The organism is Virgisporangium aliadipatigenens, from assembly GCF_016863615.1.
In the GTDB taxonomy this organism is placed as follows: domain Bacteria; phylum Actinomycetota; class Actinomycetes; order Mycobacteriales; family Micromonosporaceae; genus Virgisporangium; species Virgisporangium aliadipatigenens.
The window spans coordinates 164,133-179,440 of sequence record NZ_BOPF01000008.1; the positions used below are offsets into that span (position 1 = coordinate 164,133).

A 15,308-nucleotide genomic window follows, 5' to 3' on the forward strand; every position below is an offset into this window, starting at 1 on the left:
AGCATGAGCGGCGTGGGAGGGGTGCGGTTCGCAGCAGGCAGGGTGTTGCTGCACCGGCATTTCGCGCGCGACAAGTTGGTGTTCGCGCCGGTTGTCCGAGTTGTCTCCGACGACGAGCGTGGGCTCCTGTTGTGGATGCCGCACGGGACCCCGGTCATCCGCGAACTGGCGGCCGACGGCGCCGGGCTGCGGGACATGTCGTTCGCCGACTGGATCCGGGTCGAGAAGCGGATCGTCATGGACGTTCACCGCGGGCCCGACATCCTCAAGCTCGTGCCGCCCGACGGCGCGCACTCCGTCTGGTGGCTGTTCGGGCCCGGACAGCAGTTCGCGGCCTGGTACGTCAACCTCGAGTCCCCCAGTGAACGCTGGGACGACGGCGACGTCGCCGGCCTCGACCTCACGGACTTCGACCTGGACATCTGGGTCTGGCCCAACCGCCACTGGGAGTGGAAGGACGAGGACGAGCTGGCCGAACGCCTCGGCTTCCCCGATCACTACTGGGTCCCGCACCCGGAGTCGGTGTGGGCCGAGGGGCGGCGGGTCGTCCCGGCGATCGAGAGCGGGACGTTCCCGTTCGACGGCACCTGGTGCGACTTCCGGCCCGATCCGGCGTGGGAACTCGTGCCCGCCGTTCCCGAGGGGTGGGACCGCCCGAAAGCCGGCCGGTAGTCCGCCGCGGCCCGCCCGCCTCGTTGTGACGGGGTGAGTTCGCGGTCGCGGTGGGGGATCTGGCAGAATGGCTTGCTGGTATCCGGCGGGCGCCCGCGCCCTCTAACCCGGGCGTTCGACCAACCCACGAGCGGACCTCGCCGCGCAAGCCCCACGTGCGGCCCATTCCACTCGACCTCAATTGACGTAGGAGCAGCACACCGTGGCCGTACGTATCCGGCTTCTGCGGATGGGCAAGATCCGCAACCCGCAGTACCGCATCGTCGTCGCCGACTCCCGCACCAAGCGGGACGGGCGCGCGATCGAGGAGATCGGGCTCTACCACCCCAAGGAAGAGCCGTCGCGCATCGAGGTCAACTCGGACCGCGTTCAGCACTGGCTGAGCGTCGGTGCCCAGCCGAGCGAGCCGGTCGTGGCGATCCTTTCCAAGACCGGTGACTGGCAGAAGTTCAAGGGCCTCCCGGCCCCGACGGAGCCGCTCAAGGTCAAGGCCGCCGCGGTCGACCGCACGGCTGTCTACGAGGCCGAGGCGAAGGCTGCCGCCGGCGTCGAGGACACCAAGAAGGCGGAGCCCAAGAAGGCCGAGCCGAAGAAGACCGCGAAGGCCGAGGAACCCGCCGGTGCCGGCGCAGACGCGGCGAGCTGACGCGGGCGCCGCACGGCGTTCGGAGAAGTCCGACCTCCTGCGTCCCGCCCTGGAGCACCTGGTCAAGGGCATCGTCGACAATCCCGACGACGTCCGGGTGCGCATGGTCGACTCGCGCCGTGGGGCCCGCCTCGAGGTGCGTGTGCACCCCGAGGACCTCGGCACCGTGATCGGCCGCGGCGGGCGTACCGCCAAGGCACTGCGGCAGGTGGTGGGGTCGATCGGCGGGCGTGGCGTCCGGGTCGACATCATGGACTCGTACTGACCGTCGATGCTCCTGATCGTCGGTGAGATCGTCCGGCCGCACGGCGTCCGGGGCGAGGTCGTGGTGGACGTCCGGACGGACGAGCCGGCGCAGCGCTTCGCGCCCGGGTCGGTGCTGGTCACCGACCCGGGCGGCGTGCTGTCCGGCGCACGCGGCACCCATGCCAGGCCGGCTCCCGGCGACCTGCCCGCAGGCGCGTGGAAGCCGCCGCCGACCCTCACGATCGAGTGGGCCAAGGCGCACCAGGGCCGGCTCATCGTGCAGTTCGACGGCATCCACGACCGCGAACTGGCCGAGGCGCTGCGACGCGTCGTGCTCTGCGTGGACAGCGCGGACGTGCCCGCTCCGGAGGACCCGGAGGAGTACCACGACCACCAGTTGATCGGCCTGACGGCGGTCGACGCCGCGGGCGAGAAGCTCGGCGAGGTCGTCCGGATCGACCACGCGCCCGCGTCGGACCTGCTCGTGCTGCGCCGGCCCGACGGGAGCACGGGCCTGGTGCCGTTCGTCAAGGCGATCGTGCCCACCGTGGACGTGCCGGCCGGCCGCGTGGTGGTGACCCCGCCGGACGGGCTCTTCGACCTGTGAGAGTCGACGTCGTTTCGATCTTTCCCGAGTACCTCGCGCCGCTCGAACTGTCGCTGATCGGCAAGGCGCGCGGGCTCGGCATCCTCGAACTCCAGGTGCACGACCTGCGCACCTGGACGAACGACGTGCACCGCACCGTCGACGACACGCCGTACGGCGGCGGCCCCGGCATGGTCATGCGCCCCGAACCGTGGGGCCGGGCGCTCGACCAGGTGGCCACGCCGGAGTCGACGCTGATCGTGCCGACGCCGGCGGGGGAGCCGTTCACGCAGCGGGTCGCGCACGAACTCGCCGACCTGCCGCACCTGATCTTCGCGCCCGGCCGGTACGAGGGCATCGACCAGCGTGTGCTCGATCACGCCGCCACCCGCATGAACGTCCGCGAGGTCTCCCTCGGCGACTACGTGCTCTTCGGCGGCGAGGTCGCCGTGCTGGTCATCGTGGAGGCGATCACCCGGCTGCTGCCCGGCGTGCTGGGCAACGCCGACTCGCTGGTGGAGGAGTCGCACACGGGCGGCCTGCTGGAGGCGCCCATGTACACGAAGCCGGCGGTGTGGCGGGAGCAGCCCGTGCCGGAGATCCTGCGTTCGGGTGACCACGGGCGGATCGCCAGATGGCGGCGCGCGCAGGCGGTGCTGCGTACCGCGGAGCGGCGTCCTGACCTGCTGGCGGCGGCCGATCTGGACAAGCGCGACCTCGACGTGCTGAACGAGGCCGGATTTCGCCTTCCCGGGTCGGCTGTGGCAGAGTAGGGAGGTTGCCGGCTCGGCCGGCGCTTCCGAACTTTCTCACCGCGCGCCAACAGCGTGCCATGCAGTCGCGAGGTAGCAAGCGATGAACACCCTGGACGCACTCGACGCCGCGTCGAAGCGGACCGACATTCCGGCCTTCCGCGCCGGAGACACGCTCAAGGTGCACGTCCGCATCGTCGAGGGCAGCCGGTCCCGCGTGCAGGTGTTCCAGGGCGTGGTGATCCGCCGGCACGGCGACGGGCTGCGCGAGACCTTCACCGTTCGCAAGATCAGCTTCGGTGTCGGTGTCGAGCGGACCTACCCGATCAACAGCCCCGCGGTCGACAAGATCGAGGTTGTCACCCGTGGCGACGTGCGCCGCGCAAAGCTCTACTACCTTCGTGAGCTGCGCGGTAAGGCCGCCAAGATCAAGGAAAAGCGCGAGAAGCAGTACAGCTGAGCTGTGGCTGAGAAGGTTCCGGCCTCCGTTATGAGGCTGTAACCCGCGCTTGGCGCTAGGCTTCCCGTCAATGGACGGAGATTCGGTCGAGCGCAGCGGCGGTTATCCGCCTCGTCGGCGTGGCCGGCCGAGGCGCCCCGCGGCAGCACCGCCTCCGCCGATCCCCTCCGCGGAGTGGGACATCGGTCAGGCTCCATCGGCAAACGGCAACGGTCGTTCCCACGGGAACGGCCGTCGCCATGGTCGTTCCCCCGAAGAGGAGTACCTCGACGAGGAGCCCGCCCGCGGCAGATACGACCGCGGACGGCGGGACCCGCGCGGCGGGCGGCCGGCTCCGGTGGACCGGGAGCCGTGGAGCGGCCGGAGCCGTGAGCAGACCAACGGGTACGGGCAGCGGCCCGTCGATCCCGGGCTGACCAACGGCCGCGGCGCGGGGCGGGTGCCGCCCGACGCGACCAACGGCCGGGGTATCGGCCGCACGTCCGGCGCACCGGTCAGCGGTATCCCGCGCGGCGCGGAGCCCGGCGCGACCAACGGGTACGGGCAGCGGCCTGTTGACCCCGGGTCCACCAACGGCCGCGGTATCGGCCGGACGCCGGGCGCACCGGTCAGTGGAATCCCGCGCGGTGCCGACCCGGGATCCACCAACGGCCGGGGGCTCGGCCGCGATGCCATCAACGGCCGGGGTATCGGCCGCGACGCGACCGATGGGCGCGGCATCGGCCGCACGCCGGGGGCGCCGGTCAGCGGTATCCCGCGCGGCGCCGGGCGCGACGCCACCAACGGGCGCGGTATCGGGCGTGTGCCGGACGAGCCCGTCAGCGGCATCCCACGAGGCATCGACCCGGGCTCCACCGACGGCCGGGGCATCGGGCGGGTGCCCGGCGAGACGACCACCGGCAGGCGCGGCCGCGGCTCCGCCGATCCGTGGTCCACGCGCTCCGGACGCGAGCCGGCCGACGGCTGGCCGCGTTCCCCCGAATCCACCAACGGGTACGGCAGGGCGCGGCTCCCGCTCCCCATCGACCCGGACGAGAAGCAGTCCTCCCGACAGCGACCGGGCGACCGCACCGACGGCCGCGGCTACCGCGCCCTGCCCGCGGACTCGTCGAGCCGCTACCGCTCCTTCTCCGACCCGGAGGACCGGGACCGGCCACCGAGCGGCCGCGCGACGGGCCGTCGCCCGGCCGCCGAGCAGGAGTCCGACGAGACGTCGCCGCGCTTCCGGCGGCGCGGCAAGCGGCGCAAGGCCATGCCGCTCTGGCAGGAGCTGCCGCTGCTGCTGATCGTGGCGTTCTGCCTGGCGGTGCTGATCCGGACGTTCCTGTTGCAGGCGTTCTTCATCCCGTCCAGTTCGATGGAGACGACGCTCCTGATCAACGACCGGGTGCTCGTCAACAAGATCGTCTACGACGTGCGCGAACCCACCCGGGGCGAGGTCGTCGTCTTCCGCGGCCCCGACACGTGGGCCAGCGAGGAACGGGCGCCCCAGTCCGACGGTTTCATCGCGCGGATGAGCCGCACCGTCGGCGAACTGGTCGGCTTCGGCCAGCCCGGGGAGAAGGACTTCATCAAGCGGGTCATCGGGCTGCCCGGCGACACCGTGGCGTGCTGCGACATCGGCGGCAACGTGACGGTCAACTCGGTGCCGCTGGACGAGTCCGCCTACCTGCCGGAGGAGCGCAACTCGCCGCGCGACGTGCCGGCGGTGGCGGGTCAGTGCGGCTCGCGGACGTTCGCGCCGGTGACCGTGGGGCCGGGCGAGATCTTCGTCATGGGCGATCATCGCCGGGTCTCGCAGGACTCCCGTTGCCAGGGGCCGGTCCCCATCGCCAACGTCATCGGTCGCGCCTTCGTCATCGTGTGGCCGAGCGACCGGTGGAACGGGCTGCCCGTTCCGGAACAACTGGCTAAACAGCCCAAAACGAACGCGATCGGCGAGCTGATGCCGATACCCGCCAATGCGTATCTCCCTGACGCGTTCGCCCTCACGGGTCCGTTTGTGGCCTCTTTGCACGCGTCGGCGCGTTCCCGACGGCGTCGCTCGCTGCGGCCGCGTACGCTCTTGGAGTGATTGACGAGCAGGGCGAGACGACCGGCAAGCGCGGCAGCTTCTGGAAGGAACTGCCGATTTTGTTGGTCGTGGCCATCGTGGTGGCCGTCGTGGTCCGGGCCTTCGTGCTCCAGACTTTCTACATCCCGTCCGAGTCGATGGAGCACACGCTCAACATCAACGACCGGGTGCTCGTCAACAAGCTGGTCTATGCGTTCCGTGAGCCGCAGCGCGGGGAGATCATCGTCTTCGAGGCCCCGGCCAACTGGCGCAGCGGCGCCGAGGACGAGGACTTCATCAAGCGCGTCATCGGCATCCCGGGCGACCGCATCGTCTGCTGCGACTCCAACCAGCGGCTGATGATCAACGGCTATGCCCTGGACGAGCCGTACATCTACAAGGATTCCGACGGCACGCCGGACCTGGCGAGCGAGCAGCCGTTCGACATCGTCGTGCCGGCCGGGCGCTACTGGATGATGGGCGACCACCGTTCGCACTCCAGCGACTCCCGCGAACGCTACGTGCGCTCCCGCGACATCAACGGCTCCACGATCCCCGAGGACGCCATCGTCGGCCGGGCGTTCGTCGTGTTCTGGCCACTGGGGCGCGCCGGATGGCTGAGCGTGCCGGAGCAGTTCGACAAGGTTCCCGCCCCCGCCAAGCAGTAGACGGTGCGGCGGTGCGTACGCTTGGCGCGCCATGTCTGATGTCATCGCGCGCCGGGCCGCCCGGGTGCTCGTGGTCGACGAGACCCAACGGGTGCTGATGTTCCGAGGCTGCGACCCGGCCCATCCCGAGGTCCGGTTCTGGTTGACCGCCGGCGGTGGCGCCCAGGCGTCCGAGACCCTGCCCGAGACCGCCGCGCGGGAGTTGGCCGAGGAGACAGGCCTGCGGGTCGAGCCGGCCGCGCTCGGTGAGCCCGTCTTCGAGGACGTGTCGGAGTTCTCGTTCAACGGGCGGCGCTACCGGCAGGAGCAGACGTTCTTCCTGCTGCGGGTGCCGTCGTGGGAGGTCGACCACAGCGGCGCCGGCGAGGTCGAGCACGCCAGCGTCGACATGCACCGCTGGTGGACGACCGCCGAGCTGCGCACCGCGCCGGAGCCGATCTACCCGCGTGACCTGCCGGACCTGCTGGACCGGTTGGGGGTCGGCTGATGTTCGCCCCGCCCCGCACGATCGTGCAGCGCGACGCCGGCCTGTACGCCCTCGAGAGGGCCCTGCAGCGGCGCGGCTTCCGGATCGTCGCCGGGGCCGACGAGGCCGGCCGCGGCGCGTGTGCGGGGCCGCTCGTGGTCGGCGCGGCGATCCTGCCGGAGGGCAAGCGCGGCGAGATCGCCGGCCTGACCGACTCCAAGCTGCTGAGCGCCGCCACCCGCGAACGCCTCTACGACGAGGTGGTCGCCCGCGCCGTCGCGTGGTCCGTGGTGATCATCGAGCCCGGTGAGGTCGACGGCCGGGGCCTGCACGTGTGCAACCTGGCCGGCATGCGCCGGGCGCTCGCCTCCCTGGCCGTGTCGCCGCAGTACGTGCTGACGGACGGGTTCGGGGTGGACGGGCTGTCCGCGCCGGGGCTGGCCGTCTGGAAAGGTGACCGGGTCGCCGCGTGCGTGGCGGCCGCCAGTATCGTCGCGAAGGTCACCCGCGACCGCATCATGGTTGACCTGCACGAACGCTATCCGGAGTATGGGTTCGCGGAACACAAGGGATACAGCACTCCGGATCACCAGGCCGCGCTGCGGTCGCACGGCCCCAGCCCCGTTCACCGGTACTCGTACGCGAACGTGGCGGCGGCGCTCGGCGACGCGTCCGGGGGAGGTACCGTGGCTGTCTCCGGCGTGGCCGCGCGTTCCCCGCTCGCGCTGGGGGACAATGTCGGCATGGAGGGCGGGCAAGCATGAGCGCAGAGGATCTCGAGAAGTACGAGACCGAGATGGAGCTCCAGCTCTACCGGGAGTACCGCGACATCGTCCGCCAGTTCGCGTACGTGGTCGAGACCGAGCGCCGGTTCTACCTGGCGAACAGGGTGGACCTCCACGTGCGCAACTCCGACGGCGAGGTGTACTTCGAGGTCGAGATGCACGACGCCTGGGTCTGGGACATGTACCGCCCCGCGCGGTTCGTCAAGAACGTTCGCGTCATGACGTTCAAGGACGTCAACGTGGAGGAGCTGGAGAAGCCGGAGATCGCGCTGCCGGACAGCGGCTTCGGCTCGTAGCCGGAGTTATCCACAGGCGGCAAGTGCTTCTTGCCGCGGCGTCCGTCGGGCCGCGAGGCTCGTCGTATGCGCCTTCTCATCGTTCTGTCGCTCTTGATTTTGGTGGAACTACCGGGGCTCACGCACACGGGTCGCGCGTCTCCGGTCGGGACGGCCGTGGCCGTTCCGGTGTCGCACACGTCGGCCTCGGGAGGGGCGCCGGAAACGGCGCCCCTCCCTGCTGCTGATCCGGCCGCTTCGGTCTCCTTCCGGCGAGGGCCCGGCGGAGCCTTCCGGTGGCCGCTCGACGGGACCCCGACGGTGGTGCGGCCGTTCGCGCCGCCGCCCGAGCCGTGGCTGCCGGGGCACCGCGGGGCCGACCTGGCCGGCGCGCCGGGCGCGGTGGTGCGGGCCGCCGGTGCGGGGACCGTGACCTTCGCCGGCAACGTCGCGGGGGTCGGGGTGGTGAGCGTCGAGCATCCGGGCGGGCTGCGCACGACCTATCAGCCGCTGGTGGTGACCGTTGTGGCCGGGCAGGCGGTCGAGGCCGGCGCGCCGCTGGGGACGCTCCTGGCCGGCCATGAGGGGTGTCCCGTCGAGGCGTGCCTGCACTGGGGGCTACGGCGCGGCGACGTTTATCTGGACCCGCTCGCCCTGTTCGGCACGGCCCGCGTCCGCCTGCTGCCACTGCGACGGGTGGCCGCGTAACCCGCCAGGGGTAACCGGCGCAAGTGATGGGGACTTGCGCAGGTCAAACGGCATCGATGACCCGCGTAAGGCCCCAGTACTTGCGAACTCGGACCCGGCAGCGGAGCGGCCGGTCACGCCGCAGGCGGACCGGCCCGGAGCGGGGCGCGCGGGAGCGAGCGGTCGCGCCCACGGCGGACGCGCGTATATGGAGCTACATGTGGCGGAGGAGGGCGGGGAGGCGTTCGGCGAGCCGCTCGTACTCCTCGGCCCGGTTGTAGACCTGGCCCGACAGGCGCAGGTAGCCACGACCGTTCCAGAAGTTGATCGCCACCTCGGCGAGGAGCTCGTCGGAGATCCGCTGCCGCAGGGCGACCGTCGCCTCGTAGTCGGGGCACGTGCGCGCCGGCAGCGGCACGATGCGCATCGGGATCGGGTCGTCGCCGCCCGGCTCCGGCAGCGCGCCCGGGTCGAGCCCGAGGGCCGCACCGACCACCTGCTGCCCGTACGCCGCGAGGTCGGCATTGTGCCGGCGGACCGCCGCCACGCCCAGCGTCCGCAGCACGAACAGGCCGACGGGCGCGGCGAGCCAGCCCGTGTAGTCCGTGGTGGCGATGCCCTCCAGCGCGCCCGGGAAGCCGGTGCCGTCCTCCCAGGAGACGACCGGCACCCGGATCCGCCCGCGCCAGCGCTCGGCGACGGACAGCAGGGCCGTGCCGCGCGGCGCAAAGGCCCACTTGTGCAGGTTGCCGACCCAGAAGTCGGCCCCCGGCACGGCGTCCACGCTGCCCGGAGCGTGTGCCGCGTCGACGAACACCGCCACGCCCGTGCCGCGCAGCGCCTTGATCAACGCCCGGACGGGAAGCACCCGGGCCGTCGGCGACGTGATCTGGTCGATGATCACCAGTCGGGTGCGGCTCGTGACGGCCGCCCTGACGGCGTCCACGACGTCCTCGTCGCGCGACACCAGCGGCACCGGCACCACCCGGCTGACCGCCCCGGACTCCCGGCACGAACGCGCGATCGCCATCGAGACGGCCCCGTAGCCGTGATCGGTGCTGACGATCTCGTCGCCGGGCTTCAGGCGCAGCGTGTCCAGCACGATCGACGCCGCCGTGGTGGCGTTGGCGACGAGTGCGCTGCCCTCGGGTTCGGTGCCGTCGGAGTCCGTCCGCAGAAACGCCGCCAGATGCCGCCGGGCGTGTGCGACCCGTTCGTGCAGCCCGGCGGTGAAGAAGCGCATCGGGTTGGCGTCCATCTCGTCCCGCAGCCGCTGCTGGGCCCGCTGCACCGGGACCGGAACGGCGCCGAACGAGCCGTGGTTCAGGTGACTGACACCCGGGTCGAGGCTGAACAGGAGGCGGGCACCCGGAATCGGATCCGGCGGTTTGGCCTGGGGCACACCGTGATCGTAGGCACGAATCGGCCGTTCATGCCCGGGGGTGCGCCTGGCGGTACGCGGCCCGTAGCCGTTCGATCGAGACGTGCGTGTAGATCTGGGTGCTCGACAGCGACGAGTGCCCCAGCAGTTCCTGAACGCTGCGCAGGTCGGCGCCGCCCTCCAACAGGTGCGTGGCGGCCGCGTGGCGCAGCCCGTGCGGCGTGGTGTGCGGCAGGCCCGCGGCCCGCGAGTACTCCGCGACGAGCCGCCGCACGAGGGTCGGATGCAGCCGTCCGCCCTTGGTGCCCAGCAGCAACGCCCTCGGCGCGCCCGTGCCGGCGAGGACCGGCCGTCCGTCGCACAGCCACGCGTCGAGCGCCTCCTCCGCCGGAACGCCATAGGGCACGCTGCGCTCCTTCGCGCCCTTGCCGAGCACCCGCACGACCCGACGCCCACGGTCGACGTCGTCCAGGTCGAGGCCGCACAGTTCGGCCACGCGGATGCCGGTGGCGTAGAGGAGTTCCAGCACGAGCCGGTCGCGCAGCCGGGTGGCCCGCCCGGTCTCGTCCTCGGCGGGTGCGGCGGTGGCGTCGATGAGGCCGACGGTCTGGTCGGCGCGCAGCACCTGCGGCAGGTCCCGATGCGGCTTCGGGCTGGCGAGCCGCTGCCCGACGTCCTGCGGCACCAGCCCCGACCGGTACGCCCACGTGCTGAACGTCCGCGCCGCGGCGGCCCGCCGCGCCAACGTGGTGCGCGCGGCCCCGGCGGTGCGCACCCGCGCCAACCAGCTCCGCAGGACCGTCAGGTCCACATCGGACGGTCCGGCGCACCCCATGCGCACGGCGTGATCCAGCAGCGCCACCACATCGCCGACGTAGGCCCGCACGGTGTTGGCGGAGCGGTTGCGTTCGGCCCCCAGATGCTCCTCGAACGCCTCCACCGCCCGGCGCATCCCGTCCGGCAACCCGTCCCGGGTCTCCTGCGTGCTGTGCCGACGCTGCCCCACGGCTCACACCGTAACGGCGAGACCCTAGGGCCCGCCCGCCGTCGCCGGACCCGTGGCGGGGAACAGGTCGCGTGGCGAAGCGGCGGGCGGGCGGTTCAGGGGCGGCGCCCGCCGGCCCTCGGCGGGCGCCGCCGGCTTTTCGGCGGCCGTGCGTGACTGCGGTCCCGCGGCGGCGCGGCTCCACTCGGCTCGACCGCTCGGCCCGTGTCACCGAGTCGGACGGCGGCCCGGGGCCGGATCCGAGGCCTGATCGCTCGGCCCGTGTCACCGAGTGGGAGGGCGGCCCGGGGCCGGATCCGACGGTCCGGACGGGAGGTCCCGGGCGCCGCCGGATCCGGCCGGCTCACGGGCTACCCGAGGCCACTCCTGCCACGGGAGGCCCGAAGGCGGGCGAGCCCGCTCATGGCGGATCCGGGGCGTGATCCGGCCCGTTCGTGCGGTCCGCCGGCGGCATCGTCGCGCGCGGCGTCTGCGCGAGCCGGTACCCGTCGCCGGCCGCCACCACGAAGCCCGTCGCTACCAGCAGCGGCAGCGCCCTGCGGGCGGCCCGCCCGCTGACGCCGGCCGCGGCGGCCACCTCCTCGGCGTCGCGCGCCCTGCGTGGCAGCACGCCCTCCAGCACCTGCGCGCTGACCGGGTCGAGGGCGTCGTGCGGGCGTTCCTGGCCGAGATCCACGGGAGCGAGGTCGTCGCCGATCCGGCCCACCTCCTCCAGGACGTCCTGTGCCGTGGCGACCGCGCGGGTGTACTCGCGGCGCAGTTCCTCGTGGCAGCCGACCGACATGGCGCTTCCGAAGTTTGCTTAGAGGGGCTACCTTCCGATCATGAGAGCAGCGATCTACAGCCGCGTGAGCAGCGACGATGAGCGTCAGGGGCGCTCTGTCGGCGAGCAGGAGGCGGAGTGTCGCGCCGTCGCCGAACGCGAACGCTGGACGGTCGCGGAGAACGCGGCGTTCGTCGACAACGACAGGTCGGCCAGCCGCTACGCGCGCAAGAAGCGCCCCGGCTTCGCCGACATGCTCGCCTACCTCGAAGCGGGCGAGGCCGACGTGCTGCTGCTGTGGGAGTCCTCGCGTGGCTCGCGCCGCCTGGCCGAGTGGGCGGCGCTGCTCGACCTGGTTCGCGATCAGGGCATGCACGTCCACGTCGTCACGCACGGGCGTACATACGACCCTCGACGGGCCCGGGACATGCGCTCACTGCAGGATGACGGCGTGGACGCCGAACACGAGTCCGGCAAGACGAGCGAACGGATCCTGCGCGCGGTGCGTGGCAACGCCGCCCGTGGCCGGCCACACGGCAAGCTGCTGTACGGGTACGGGCGCCGGTACGACGACCGGGGGCAGTTCGTCGAGCAGTTCCCCGACCCACTGCAGGCACCGGTCGTGGTCGAACTCGGGCGACGCGTGCTGGCCGGCGAGTCGCTGAAGCGGATCGTCGCCGATCTCAACGCCCGGGAGGTCGTGTCGCCGGGCGGCTCGGTGTGGACGTCCAACGAGGTGCGGCGCGTGCTGCTGAACCCGGCCTACGTCGGCAAGCGCGTGCACCAGGGCAAGGTGATGGGCGAAGCGCTGTGGCCGGCCATCCTGAAGCAGGACGACTTCGACCGGCTGACGGCGCTGCTCACCGACCCGCGCCGCAAGACGGTGCGCGACCCGTCGATCAAGCACATGCTGACCGGCGCGGCCAGGTGCGGCATCTGCGACGGGCGGATGCGGGTGAAGCGGATCCGTACCTACCAGGCGTACGTCTGCTCGTCGGGGTACTGCGTGTCGATTCGCGTCGAGAGCCTTGAGTCGTTCATCGAGAGGCTGGTCATCGAGCGCGTGTCGCGGCCCGACGCGGCCGGGATCTTCACGCGGGGAAACGAAGCCGCTGAGCGCGCCGTGGAGGCGGCGGAAGAGCTGGCCAAGCTGCGGTCCCGGCTCGACGGGTTCGTGGCGGAGGCGGCGGCTGGACGGCTCACGCCGGGCATGCTGGCGCGGGTCGAGTCGGAGCTGGCGCCGAAGATCGCCGAGGCGGAGCGTCAGGCCAAGCCGGTACCGGTGCATCCGGAGCTGGCCGCGCTCGACGTCGGGCGGCCGCGTCAGTGGTGGGATGGGCTGTCACTCGCGGGACGTCGGATGGCGGTGCAGGCGCTCATGGCGGTCAGGGTGGAGCGGGCGACACGCGCGAACCACGGGCCCGTCGAAGATCGAGTACGGATCGAGTGGACGTGAGGTGCCTCACCTCAGGCCGACAGTTACCCGTCAGTATGAGCCCGCTAGCGACGACGGGCGGATGGCCTCGTGTTCAGCTTGGAGCCTGATCGTTCCTTGATCAGGAGATACCGAGCGTCACCAGCGATCATGCCGCTCTAGAGCGGCCCCGACGGGGCCTGTTGTGGCTTGACCAGCGACTTGTTCTCGTAGCCATCTGGGGCCAGTTGTACAAGCGGAAGTTGATTACTCGTGGTTACTTCCGCAGCGGCAATTTTGCCTGCTGTCCAGAGCCGTCCAGCGCGGGTTGGAGCCGTAGAAGTCCTTGCCAGCTCTCGCATAGGAGAGCGAATTCGAACACGCGTTCTGGATCGTTGGGTGGCTTGCCACCGTTGCACGGAGTCACATCTACGGCTAGGGTCCCGCGTGGCGCCTGTGATCCAGGAGCTGAGAGTAAACAGGGCGGACCTGATCAGGTCCGCCCCATTCCGAAGGTTGAACGCCGAACCTGAGTCCAGGGTTCCGATCTGCTGACGCTGGCACGTCGGCAGATCGCTCCGACGGTAGCTAGGTGACTTGCTTTCGCGCAAGAAAGTGAAGCCGTGACTCCGGATCAGGTTCGGCATCGAGTGCGTCAAAGGAGACGCCCTTGCCTAACCGCACTGTGCCGTCGCCCGTTTGGGAGGCGGCGACGTGAGCCGCAGTACGCAGTTCCTTTTCTTGTTCCTCTTCGCGCTGATCTCCGCCGTGATCGCGGCCGGTGTGGCGCTCGCTCTCGGCCAGAGCTTGGCGGTCGCCGCCGCATGGTTCGGCGGGACGCTCCTCGGGATCGTCGGCGTCGGCCTTGCCGCGCTGACGTTCCTCGCCGGGCCCTGACGCTCGACCCGCCCGGGGTGCACGACCGGCCCCGGGCGCCTACTCATCCCAGCCGTCCGGGCGTTCAGGCGGAAACGCCTCCCGGTACTCGCGCAAGTTCGGGCAGAGGCTGAAGTCCGCGCGAACCCGACCGAACGTGTTGTTCATGGGGAACTGCGCGCGCTCCCATTTCTGACCTACCCGCCTGACGCAAGACCAGTGCTGTTCGATCGTCACGGCGAACAGGTCGTTCGTCAGCTTGACGGGCGGCGGTCGGAACGTGCTCGGCACTTCTTCGGCGCTGTCCCACCGGCTTGCCTCGGGCTGTGCGAGGACGAGATTTCGGCCGATCCGGTAGACGTGCGCGAGCGGTCCGGCGCCCGTCCGTCCGAGGTTGGCACGCAGCCAGTCGACCAGGATCACGGGCTTTGATAAGTCGAGCTTGCCGTCGGGGAGTTCAGGGGTCGGGTTCACGGCGTTCGCCTCCTGCCCATCGGCGGCGTTGATCTCCCTCGACGGTAAGGCGAGCGCGTCGTGCTCGGCGTCGAACGCCTGAACCGCACCACGCCGCGCGGCATCACAATCTCGTCCTGCTGGCCGCCTTGCGGCACCTGGCCGAGCACGTCCGGCGGTCGGAGCGAACGCGTGTTGTCGGCGCCCCATCGGGCCACAGCGGGCCGCCGCACACCGAGCAGGGGGCGGCGTCGGCCAGACGGGCGGCGCGGTTCTCGACGCGCTTGCGAGCCTGCCGCTCGGCCTCCTTGCGATTGCGCTCAGCGCGTCGGCACGAGTGGCACCGGTCGGCGGTGACGCGCCGGTAGGTGTACGGCCAGAACCAGCCGGCGCACCGAGCCGACCCGCCTGAGCAGGTCTGCTTGAAGATGCCGAGCCTGTGGTTGCGGTCGCGCACGAATCGCTCGAAGTCGGGTCCGAACACCTCTGCTCCTGTCACACGTACGTCTAGGCGCCGACGCCGGAAACATGACGATGACCTGCGCCGATGCAACGGATCGCGATTCTTTGTCGACGGAGGGAGTCCTACGCCTCCGTCGGCGTCAGCCGTCGTACAGGCGCTCGTACGGCGTCGCGCCGAGGATCCCTATGGCGGGTATGCCGCCGATCTGGCCGAGGCGTACGGACGCCGTGGAGCCGTTCCGCGACACGATCATGGCGCTGTCCGTCAGTCCACGGCCGGCCAGTATTGCCAGCGCCGGGCAGCCGTCGTCGTGCCGCACCTCGACACGCCGGCCACGCAGCTCGACGTCGGAACGGCAGTCGGGGCAGCGCACGGCACGCTTGGCGGCCAGGCGCTGCGCGGGCGTCATCTTCGGGCGTCGCCGGTTGCTCACGTCGGCCTCATTTCGTTGCTCGTTGAGCGGCCAGAGGGGGTGCTGGTCGGTGTTCGTACGACGTTCGTGGCCTTCCTTAGAAGGCCACTTCGTTCGTTCGTTTCGTTCGTTTCGTTCGGCTTCGTTCACGTCGTATAACCGCAGGTCAAAGCCATGATCAAGTTCGTGCGCACTTCGTTCGCTTCGTACGTCAAGCAGGGCCGAACGAACTTGATCATGGAAC

General features: G+C 71.1%; 19 protein-coding genes. 14 read left to right on the top strand and 5 right to left on the bottom strand.

The features are described from left to right. The first annotated feature begins 21 nt into the window (after positions 1-21). The 12 genes from Val02_RS13335 to Val02_RS13390 all read left to right on the top strand — a co-directional run bounded on the left by Val02_RS13335 (position 22) and on the right by Val02_RS13390 (position 8,317). Entirely contained in the window at positions 22-672 is a 651-nt protein-coding gene (locus Val02_RS13335) for a ribonuclease FAU-1 family protein (protein WP_203899507.1), read from the top strand. 202 nt (positions 673-874) lie between these two features. Next, positions 875-1,318 (top strand): 30S ribosomal protein S16, encoded by a 444-nt coding sequence (gene rpsP, locus Val02_RS13340; RefSeq protein ID WP_203899332.1) that lies wholly within the window; start codon positions 875-877, stop codon positions 1,316-1,318. A gap of 37 nt (positions 1,319-1,355) precedes the next feature. After that, on the top strand, positions 1,356-1,583 hold the full coding sequence (locus tag Val02_RS13345) for an RNA-binding protein (protein ID WP_203899508.1): 228 nt from the start codon (positions 1,356-1,358) through the stop codon (positions 1,581-1,583). Between the two features lie 6 nt (positions 1,584-1,589). Then, positions 1,590-2,171: a ribosome maturation factor RimM gene (rimM, locus tag Val02_RS13350; protein ID WP_203899333.1), complete on the top strand. Its 582-nt coding sequence runs from the start codon at positions 1,590-1,592 to the stop codon at positions 2,169-2,171. After that, a complete protein-coding gene (gene trmD, locus Val02_RS13355; RefSeq protein WP_203899334.1) occupies positions 2,168-2,923 on the top strand; it encodes a tRNA (guanosine(37)-N1)-methyltransferase TrmD in 756 nt (251 codons plus the stop codon). The genes rimM and trmD overlap by 4 nt, the downstream gene beginning before the upstream one ends. A gap of 82 nt (positions 2,924-3,005) precedes the next feature. Next, positions 3,006-3,362, top strand: coding sequence for a 50S ribosomal protein L19 (rplS, locus tag Val02_RS13360; RefSeq protein ID WP_203899335.1), 357 nt, complete (start codon positions 3,006-3,008; stop codon positions 3,360-3,362). A 1,252-nt stretch (positions 3,363-4,614) separates the two neighbouring features. Then, positions 4,615-5,436: a signal peptidase I gene (lepB, locus tag Val02_RS13365; RefSeq protein ID WP_203899509.1), complete on the top strand. Its 822-nt coding sequence runs from the start codon at positions 4,615-4,617 to the stop codon at positions 5,434-5,436. Beyond that, the gene (gene lepB / locus Val02_RS13370; RefSeq protein ID WP_203899336.1) at positions 5,433-6,083 is read left to right on the top strand and encodes a signal peptidase I; all 651 of its coding nucleotides are present in this window, start codon (positions 5,433-5,435) and stop codon (positions 6,081-6,083) included. The genes lepB (Val02_RS13365) and lepB (Val02_RS13370) overlap by 4 nt, the downstream gene beginning before the upstream one ends. A gap of 31 nt (positions 6,084-6,114) precedes the next feature. After that, positions 6,115-6,570 (top strand): NUDIX hydrolase, encoded by a 456-nt coding sequence (locus tag Val02_RS13375; protein WP_203899337.1) that lies wholly within the window; start codon positions 6,115-6,117, stop codon positions 6,568-6,570. Next, positions 6,570-7,313: a ribonuclease HII gene (locus Val02_RS13380; RefSeq protein ID WP_203899338.1), complete on the top strand. Its 744-nt coding sequence runs from the start codon at positions 6,570-6,572 to the stop codon at positions 7,311-7,313. The genes Val02_RS13375 and Val02_RS13380 overlap by 1 nt, the downstream gene beginning before the upstream one ends. After that, positions 7,310-7,630, top strand: coding sequence for a DUF2469 domain-containing protein (locus Val02_RS13385; protein WP_203899339.1), 321 nt, complete (start codon positions 7,310-7,312; stop codon positions 7,628-7,630). The genes Val02_RS13380 and Val02_RS13385 overlap by 4 nt, the downstream gene beginning before the upstream one ends. A 66-nt stretch (positions 7,631-7,696) precedes the next feature. After that, a complete protein-coding gene (locus Val02_RS13390; protein WP_203899340.1) occupies positions 7,697-8,317 on the top strand; it encodes a murein hydrolase activator EnvC family protein in 621 nt (206 codons plus the stop codon). Between the two features lie 193 nt (positions 8,318-8,510). Here the strand turns inward: Val02_RS13390 and Val02_RS13395 are convergent, their stop codons facing one another. The 3 genes from Val02_RS13395 to Val02_RS13405 all read right to left on the bottom strand — a co-directional run bounded on the left by Val02_RS13395 (position 8,511) and on the right by Val02_RS13405 (position 11,467). After that, positions 8,511-9,698, bottom strand: coding sequence for an aminotransferase class V-fold PLP-dependent enzyme (locus Val02_RS13395; protein ID WP_239152835.1), 1,188 nt, complete (start codon positions 9,696-9,698; stop codon positions 8,511-8,513). A 28-nt stretch (positions 9,699-9,726) separates the two neighbouring features. Beyond that, positions 9,727-10,629: a tyrosine recombinase XerC gene (locus Val02_RS13400; protein WP_203899511.1), complete on the bottom strand. Its 903-nt coding sequence runs from the start codon at positions 10,627-10,629 to the stop codon at positions 9,727-9,729. A 454-nt stretch (positions 10,630-11,083) separates the two neighbouring features. Then, positions 11,084-11,467 carry a hypothetical protein gene (locus tag Val02_RS13405; RefSeq protein WP_203899341.1) on the bottom strand — a complete coding sequence of 128 codons (384 nt, stop codon included), beginning with the start codon at positions 11,465-11,467 and terminating at the stop codon, positions 11,084-11,086. 40 nt (positions 11,468-11,507) lie between these two features. Between Val02_RS13405 and Val02_RS13410 the strand changes: the two genes are divergently transcribed. Both Val02_RS13410 and Val02_RS13415 read left to right on the top strand, forming a co-directional pair. Continuing rightward, on the top strand, positions 11,508-12,902 hold the full coding sequence (locus tag Val02_RS13410; protein ID WP_203899342.1) for a recombinase family protein: 1,395 nt from the start codon (positions 11,508-11,510) through the stop codon (positions 12,900-12,902). Positions 12,903-13,574: 672 nt separating this feature from the next. Further along, the gene (locus tag Val02_RS13415; protein ID WP_203899343.1) at positions 13,575-13,757 is read left to right on the top strand and encodes a hypothetical protein; all 183 of its coding nucleotides are present in this window, start codon (positions 13,575-13,577) and stop codon (positions 13,755-13,757) included. 39 nt (positions 13,758-13,796) lie between these two features. Here the strand turns inward: Val02_RS13415 and Val02_RS13420 are convergent, their stop codons facing one another. Both Val02_RS13420 and Val02_RS13425 read right to left on the bottom strand, forming a co-directional pair. Further along, a complete protein-coding gene (locus Val02_RS13420; RefSeq protein WP_203899344.1) occupies positions 13,797-14,210 on the bottom strand; it encodes a hypothetical protein in 414 nt (137 codons plus the stop codon). Between the two features lie 581 nt (positions 14,211-14,791). Beyond that, the gene (locus Val02_RS13425) at positions 14,792-15,085 is read right to left on the bottom strand and encodes a hypothetical protein (RefSeq protein WP_203899345.1); all 294 of its coding nucleotides are present in this window, start codon (positions 15,083-15,085) and stop codon (positions 14,792-14,794) included. Positions 15,086-15,308 lie beyond the last annotated feature (223 nt).